Annotated in this window: 11 protein-coding genes and 1 pseudogene; all 12 read right to left on the minus strand. The window is 65.6% G+C overall.

Going from position 1 to position 6,290, the window contains the following annotated elements:
• Positions 1-8: 8 nt before the first annotated feature.
• On the minus strand, positions 9-353 hold the full coding sequence (locus SB816_RS28235) for a hypothetical protein (RefSeq protein WP_410547852.1): 345 nt from the start codon (positions 351-353) through the stop codon (positions 9-11).
• A gap of 9 nt (positions 354-362) precedes the next feature.
• On the minus strand, positions 363-554 hold the full coding sequence (locus tag SB816_RS28240; RefSeq protein ID WP_410547853.1) for a conjugal transfer protein TraR: 192 nt from the start codon (positions 552-554) through the stop codon (positions 363-365).
• Positions 554-811, minus strand: coding sequence for a DUF3310 domain-containing protein (locus tag SB816_RS28245; protein WP_410547854.1), 258 nt, complete (start codon positions 809-811; stop codon positions 554-556). Before SB816_RS28245 ends, SB816_RS28240 begins: the two co-directional genes overlap by 1 nt.
• Before the next feature lie 2 nt (positions 812-813).
• Positions 814-2,211: an SNF2-related protein gene (locus SB816_RS28250; RefSeq protein ID WP_410547855.1), complete on the minus strand. Its 1,398-nt coding sequence runs from the start codon at positions 2,209-2,211 to the stop codon at positions 814-816.
• Positions 2,208-2,510, minus strand: a complete 303-nt coding sequence (locus SB816_RS28255) for a hypothetical protein (protein ID WP_410547856.1) — start codon at positions 2,508-2,510, stop codon at positions 2,208-2,210. Before SB816_RS28255 ends, SB816_RS28250 begins: the two co-directional genes overlap by 4 nt.
• A complete protein-coding gene (locus tag SB816_RS28260) occupies positions 2,503-2,673 on the minus strand; it encodes a hypothetical protein (RefSeq protein ID WP_410547857.1) in 171 nt (56 codons plus the stop codon). Before SB816_RS28260 ends, SB816_RS28255 begins: the two co-directional genes overlap by 8 nt.
• Positions 2,670-3,962: a hypothetical protein gene (locus tag SB816_RS28265; protein ID WP_410547858.1), complete on the minus strand. Its 1,293-nt coding sequence runs from the start codon at positions 3,960-3,962 to the stop codon at positions 2,670-2,672. Before SB816_RS28265 ends, SB816_RS28260 begins: the two co-directional genes overlap by 4 nt.
• A complete protein-coding gene (locus SB816_RS28270; RefSeq protein ID WP_410547859.1) occupies positions 3,959-4,138 on the minus strand; it encodes a hypothetical protein in 180 nt (59 codons plus the stop codon). The genes SB816_RS28265 and SB816_RS28270 overlap by 4 nt, the downstream gene beginning before the upstream one ends.
• A gap of 247 nt (positions 4,139-4,385) precedes the next feature.
• Complete coding sequence (locus SB816_RS28275; RefSeq protein WP_410547860.1) at positions 4,386-5,285, minus strand: hypothetical protein; 900 nt, start codon at positions 5,283-5,285, stop codon at positions 4,386-4,388.
• Entirely contained in the window at positions 5,282-5,587 is a 306-nt protein-coding gene (locus SB816_RS28280) for a VRR-NUC domain-containing protein (RefSeq protein WP_238919370.1), read from the minus strand. The genes SB816_RS28275 and SB816_RS28280 overlap by 4 nt, the downstream gene beginning before the upstream one ends.
• Entirely contained in the window at positions 5,580-5,756 is a 177-nt protein-coding gene (locus SB816_RS28285; RefSeq protein ID WP_410547861.1) for a hypothetical protein, read from the minus strand. Before SB816_RS28285 ends, SB816_RS28280 begins: the two co-directional genes overlap by 8 nt.
• 4 nt (positions 5,757-5,760) lie before the next feature.
• Positions 5,761-6,290 (minus strand): annotated as a pseudogene (locus SB816_RS28290) (hypothetical protein); the annotation flags it as partial.

Consider the following 6,290-nt stretch of genomic DNA (forward strand, 5'->3'; position numbering starts at 1 on the left):
GTCAGCTTTCAGCCGGTCGTGGTACTCCTGGGCTGCCTTTTTGTCGGTTGTCCGAGCAGAGCATCTAACTCTTTGGCCGCTTGGCGCGCGGACGTCAACTTGGTAGACGCCGGTTGTTTTGTCTTTGCGGATTGGCATTGATCATCTCCACCGACCCGCAGCGATAGCCGGGTCAGATTGTTACTTTTTTGGCCCAGCTCAGCAAGTCGGGATGGCCAGACGCGCCATACCCGGGAGCCGGGCAGGCGAAAGCCGATGCGCTCACGCTGGGCAAACACGGTGCTGTACGAAAGGTTCAGGCGCGCCGCGGCTTCCTGCAGCGTCAGCGCGGTTTCGTTGCCAGGGACGTCCATGGCGACCTCCTACGGCAGCTTGTACCGGTCGCGGCAGGGCGCGCAGGCGCCGCCGACGAGGCGGGCCGTCCATTCGCCGCACAGGTCACAATCGCCCGGTTCGCCCTTGGGCATGGCCGCAGCCTGTGCGCGGACTGCCGCCTGGCGCGCGGCGGCCTCGCGCTCGATGTGGTCGCCAGCTTCGTCGATGATGTCAGCCATCAGTTATCCCCCAGCAGGTGGTTGATGTACCAGCGGGCCTTGCGCAGATCCTCGACGCCGTTCTTACGCTTCCAGCGCCACAGGTACTTGATGGCGTTGGCGGTGCAGGCCGCCTCGATACCTTCCAGGCCAGTCGTTGCAGCGGCGATCGCTTCGATGCACTCGATGCCGCCGGCGGTATAGTGAGCGGGATGGTTGACCACGTCGGCCGGCTGTTCCGCGACAAGCGGCGGCAGTAATATTTTCCTTTTAGCCATGGTTATGCTCTCCTTTTCAGAGCTTCCAGCAGGAGGTCTTGCACCTCGCGCTTAGTTTCGATGCGCGCCAGCACGATCTCGTCGACCGTGTCGCGCGCCAGGATGTAGTGGATGAAGACTGGCCGGTCGTGGCCGGCCTGCATCTGGCGCGTGGGACCGATGCGTTCGATGATCTGCTGGTGCTCTTCGAGGTTCCAGTTCACGCTGAAGAACACCAGGATGTTGCCGCCGTCCTGCAGGTTCAGGCCGTGGCCGGCGCTGGCCGGGTGGGCGAACAGCACCGGGATCTTGCCGGCGTTCCAATCGCGCAGCGTCTGTGGGTCCTTGTCGAGTTGGCGTCCCTTTGGGAACGCCTTGAGCAGCCGGACCAGGTCGGATTTGAAGTGATAGGCCACCAGCACCGGCATGCCTGCCGCTTCCTCAATGATCTCGTCCAGTGCCTGCAGCTTGATGTCGTGCACCACGGCCCATTGCGTGCCGTCCTCGCCGACGTAGGCGGCACCGTTGGCCAACTGCAGGCACTTCATCGTCTTGGCCGCCGCGTTGAACGCCTCGACTTCGTGTTCGCCGATCTGGGCAAACATGGCCTTTTCCATGTCATCGTAGAGCGCGCGGGCCTTGGGCGGCAGGTCGACGCGGATCATATTGACGATCGGTTCTTTCAAGTCAAACCAGTCGCGCGCGTCCAAGGACAGGCACAGATCGCGCATAGCATTCTCGATCTGCTCCTGGGCGAAGGGCAGCGGCTCGATGCCGTAGCCATCGAAGGACGGCCGAAACCAGCGCTGGCGGAACGCGTCGAACGTTCGGCCCAGCCGCTGGCCCTGATCCAAGTACCAGGCCTGGCCCCACAGATCCTGCAGCCCGTTCGGCGACGGAGTGCCGGTCAGCTCGACGAAGTGCGCGGCGTGCTTGTGCGCCACGCGACCCAACGCGCGGGCGCGCTGCGTGCCTTGCCGCAGCCGAAAGCCCTTGAGCTTGGTGGACTCGTCGGCCACGATCTTGCGGAACGGCCAGGGCCGTTTCCAGCGCTCCAGCAAGTCCACCAGCCAGGGCAGGTTCTCGTAGTTGATCGTGAAGATGCTGGCCGAGAAATCGAAGGCGCGCAGCGCGGCACGCTCGCGGGCCTTCACGTCCCCGACGATGGGCGTGACGGCGACGTTTCGCAGGTGCCGCCACTTGGCCGCCTCGTCCGGCCAGGTCGATTGCGCCACGCGCAGCGGCGCGCACACCAGCGCCGGGCCCGGCTCGGCGAGCTCCAGCAGGTCCAGGGCGTTGAGCGTGGACACGGTCTTGCCCATGCCCATGCCGGCCCACACGCCGCAGCGCGCCACGTCCAGGATGTGGTTGGTGATGAGCGCGCCATAGGGGCGCGCGGCGAAGGCGCGGCGGGCAGTCACGGCTTTGCGCCTCCCGATTTCTCCAGGGCCAGGACGGCCAGGACGGCCAGCAGCACCGCGAACCCGATGATGATCATCACGGCGGCAGCTTGAAGCCCGGGGTTGTCGTTCGGGTTGGCGGGTGTGGCCGGCTTGGGGTGCAAGACCGGGACGCATGCGGCGTACTTGAGCTGCTGGTCGCGCGGCGCGGTGGTCGGGTCGAAGGCGGCGGCCAGCGCCTGGCAATCCACTTTGCTCGAGCCGGGCCGCACATGCCCTTTCGGCATGGTCAGGATGATGAGGGTAGTGGCGCTAGGCATCCCGCTCTCCTTGTTCGGCCTGGGTGGGGTCATCAATCTCTACGACGACATTCATGAATCTCGCCTCATTTTTCGGAACGCCGAATGCTTCGTTGAGGGCGGCGATAAATCCCGCAGTGAACCAGCCGCAGCCCATCAGGCGCAGCGCACGGTATCGGGTCATTTGGGCGGCTCCTGGGTGGCAGAAAGGGCGGCGCGGTAGAAGTCGGCGCGCTCGTTGATCTTTTGCTGGTCACCGCCGTAGGCCTGCACGATGGTGTAGAGCATTTGGGCGTTTTCATCGGTGGCCGTAGCCCAGCGCCACCGTTCGGCGTCTTCGGCGCGCTGCTGGCCGCCGTCCTTGTCACCTTGCAATTCCGCCGATCTGTCAACCGGATTTCCTTGCAGATTCCGCGATTCGTCAACCGCGCCATCCTTGTCCGCCTGGGGCACGGCGGTCATCTTGGCAATCTTGGCAATCTTGGTCAGCGCCTGATTGACGATGACGCCGCGCTGGTCCGCCTCCACGTCCGCCAGGTCGGCAATCTCCATCAGCGCCGCGCGCGCTACTTCCAACGCATCGGCGCTGGCCTGGGGCGCGGCATAGAGGTAGCTATTGAGCGGCGCATCGGACGTCAGCATGACCACGTTGCCGAAATTGTCGATCCTGGCCACCGGCCGCGCCTCCCCGGCTACAGGGGCGCTCGCCGCGTTCAGCAGACGGCGTAACGCCCACTCGGCCTTATTGCTCGGCCCCATCGAATAGCCTGGTTGATCGTCGGGCAGTTCATCCAGCGCGTCCAAAGCTGCGCTCAGGGCGTCGGCGTCCGCACGGTCCACCTTGATCTGGTCGCCGTCGTCCTCTGCGTCGTCTGCGACGTTGAAGGCGGCACGCGCTACGGCGATCAGGCCGGTAATGGCGCTGCGCTCCGTTTCGGACATGGCTACAGGGGCACTTGTCCCCACGCCGACCACCGGGATTGCGTAATCCTCGGCTGTGCGCGGCTCCGGCTCAACGTCCGGCAGACTGGCTACAGGGGCGCTTGCCGCCAGCGAGGGGAATACCTTGTCGATCAGCCGATCAGCCCACGGCGTATCCGGCACGGCGGTACTTTCGGTCGCCTCGTTCCAGACCACATCAACTAGTTCACGAAGGCGCTGACGGTCGGCTACAGGGGCGCTTGCCAGGGCGGCGCGGCTGGCTTGCCATGCCTCCCATACCCACTCGGTGTACGGCTCCATGTAGTGGTCGCCGTTGCGCGTCACATCATATTTTTCTGCGATGGCGGTTGCCCACGCCTCAAACGCCGCCCGCTCGTCGGCTACAGGGGCGCGCAGCTTGGACAGCACGACGGATTCGATGGCGCGGGCGGTGTCTTTCCAGCCAGGAGGAAGGCGGACAGCGCCAGGTAGCAGGGCCATAAGTTCGTCGTCCGTCAGCACGCGCTGGGTGATGTCGTCTTGTTGGGTCATTTGAGAAATGCTCCTATCAGCCATGCGGCCAAGTTCACGCAGATAAGAATGAGGACCACGGAGCCGCCAGCCAGGGAATCCCAGGCGTTGCCGCTACGGGACGGCCAGATGGCATAGACGGCGCTCAGGACGGTCAGAATGGTGGGGAGCGTCCACCAGTGGATGGTGATGGTCATGCTCACCTCCCCGCGCCCTGGCTGCTCTGCTGGAAGCCATGATTGACCCCTTGCTCTGCGTGGCGTGGCTTACCGCTGTCGTCGAGCCAGCGCGGGTTTATATCTTCGTCCTGGCACGGGGGTATCACCTCGTTGGGCCGGCCGCAGGTCATGCAGGTTCGCCCGGAGCAGGCGCTACTGCTCGGGTACCCTAGAGGAAATCCCGCACGGCATAGCTGCCCAGGCCGATAGAATCGACAAGCATCCATCACGCATCCCCCTTACGTTGGGCTGCAAGCTCGTCGCTCGGTCGCGGCGTGTGCGCGGGGTTGACGTGGAATAGCCGCAGGATGGCGTCACGCAGCTTCGTGGCCTTGTCGGCATCCCAGCCGGCCGGCGTCACGACGACATAGCCGCCCGTGATCGCCGCGCCCTTGATCGTCGGCAGTGGGTTGCCGCCATCCACAGCATGCACCGCAAGGAATGCGTCGGATATCTCGGGGAACTGTGCCGCGTAGGCGCGCCATCGCGCTGCATCCCGGGCATTGGCGTTGGCCAGGATGCAGGCGTCTTCGTACTTCTGCGCCAGCGTCAGGCCCTGCGCATCGCCAGCAGCGGGAGAGGCCATACGGACCAGATCCATGACGGTGACGGCGGGAATAGTGACGCGCCCATCGATCACATGGAACGGGCCAGCGCTGCCGACCTGGTCGAAGTCGATCACGACCTTCTGTGCGCCGGCATCCTCCACCGTGGATACGGGGGATGCAGGGGCGGCGCAGTCGGGGCACGGCTGGGCGGTCAGGATGTTGCCGACGGCGCCCTGGTCGTTGCAGGTCGGGCAGGGCGGAGCAGCTGAAGTAGCGAGGGCCTTTGCTTGTCGATAGAGATACGCGGCGGCGAACTGCGCGTTATCGTTGCTGGTGTCGCCCGACAGCGCATCGGCCGCAGCCGCGAGCGCGCTGGGGTCGTCGAAAGAATCTGTGTCGACCGCCTCGCGCTCGGCAGGCGCGCGGTGAGGCGTGGCCGCCGGCGCCCCAAACAGGCCGGTCAGCATCTTTTCGTGCATCGCTTCAGTGTTGCAGGTCGCGCAGATCCCCGGGCCGCCGCAGCGGGCACGGGCGCCGTCGGCGCGTGGGGAGACCCAGCCGTGCTTCGTGTCGCTCATTTCCATGTCTCCCGGACCAGCGCGTCCACGCCAGCGATGTTGTCGACGACTTCGACGCGAAAGCCCAGCTTGCGAAGGCGCGCATGCTCGCGCTCTTGCGCCGCGGTGGGCTTCTCGCCGGTGGCCTTGAACTCGATGAATTGGACGTAGCGCGCGACGATCTCGCGGTGTTCGGCCGGGATCTCGCACAGCCGCAAGCGGTCGGGCACGTTGCGCCGGCCGGGGCTCGTGAACTTGTAGGGCAGGTCGCCCAGCGCCTTGAACATGGCGACGGCGTGCTGCTCGATCGTGGACTCACGCATAGCAGACCCCGTAGCGATCGCACAGAACCATGCTGAACAGGTCGAATGCCAGGTAACCCAGGCAACCCAGCACCACCAGCACACAAAGCGCGAGGCAGGCAAGATCCAGGCGCCCGAGCGGCGGCAGATAGGGGAACTCGTCTTCGGTTTTGGGGGTGCGGTTGCGCATGGCGTCACTCCTGGTCGTCGGAAACTTCGATGAACGTGCCGTCGGCGCCCAGGCGGTACCAGGTATCCGGCTTGATGCCGCCGTGGCCGACGAGGGCGGCGCGAATGTCTACGATCTGGTCGTCGTCCTCGTCGCGGTAGCACAGGACAAAAGCACCGCCTACGCTGGCGCGGGCCCGGCTGCGGTGGCCTGTAGCCACCGCGACAGAGCCCTGGCCGGTCACGCTGGCGGTCGAGCGGTTGCCGGCGTTGGCGGCGAGTGAGTGATCGCCGGTCGCGCTGGCCGAGGATCCGTAGCCGGTGGCGGTGGCCGCAGAGTGGTGGCCGGAAGTGTCGGCCGTCGAGCCGTCACCGGTGCTGCTCGCAACTGCGAAATGCCCCTCGTTAGAAACCTTAGACGAGCTTCCCGTGTTGCTGGCGGCCGAGCCGTAGCCCGTGTTGCTGGCGGCCGAGTAGTCGCCCGTGTTGCTGGCGGCCGAGCGGTTGCCCGTGTTGCTGGCGGCCGAGCGGTTGCCCGTGTTGCTGGCGGCCGAGC

The sequence above is a fragment of the Achromobacter sp. SIMBA_011 genome (assembly GCF_046535435.1).
GTDB classification, from domain to species: Bacteria; Pseudomonadota; Gammaproteobacteria; order Burkholderiales; family Burkholderiaceae_B; genus Achromobacter; species Achromobacter dolens.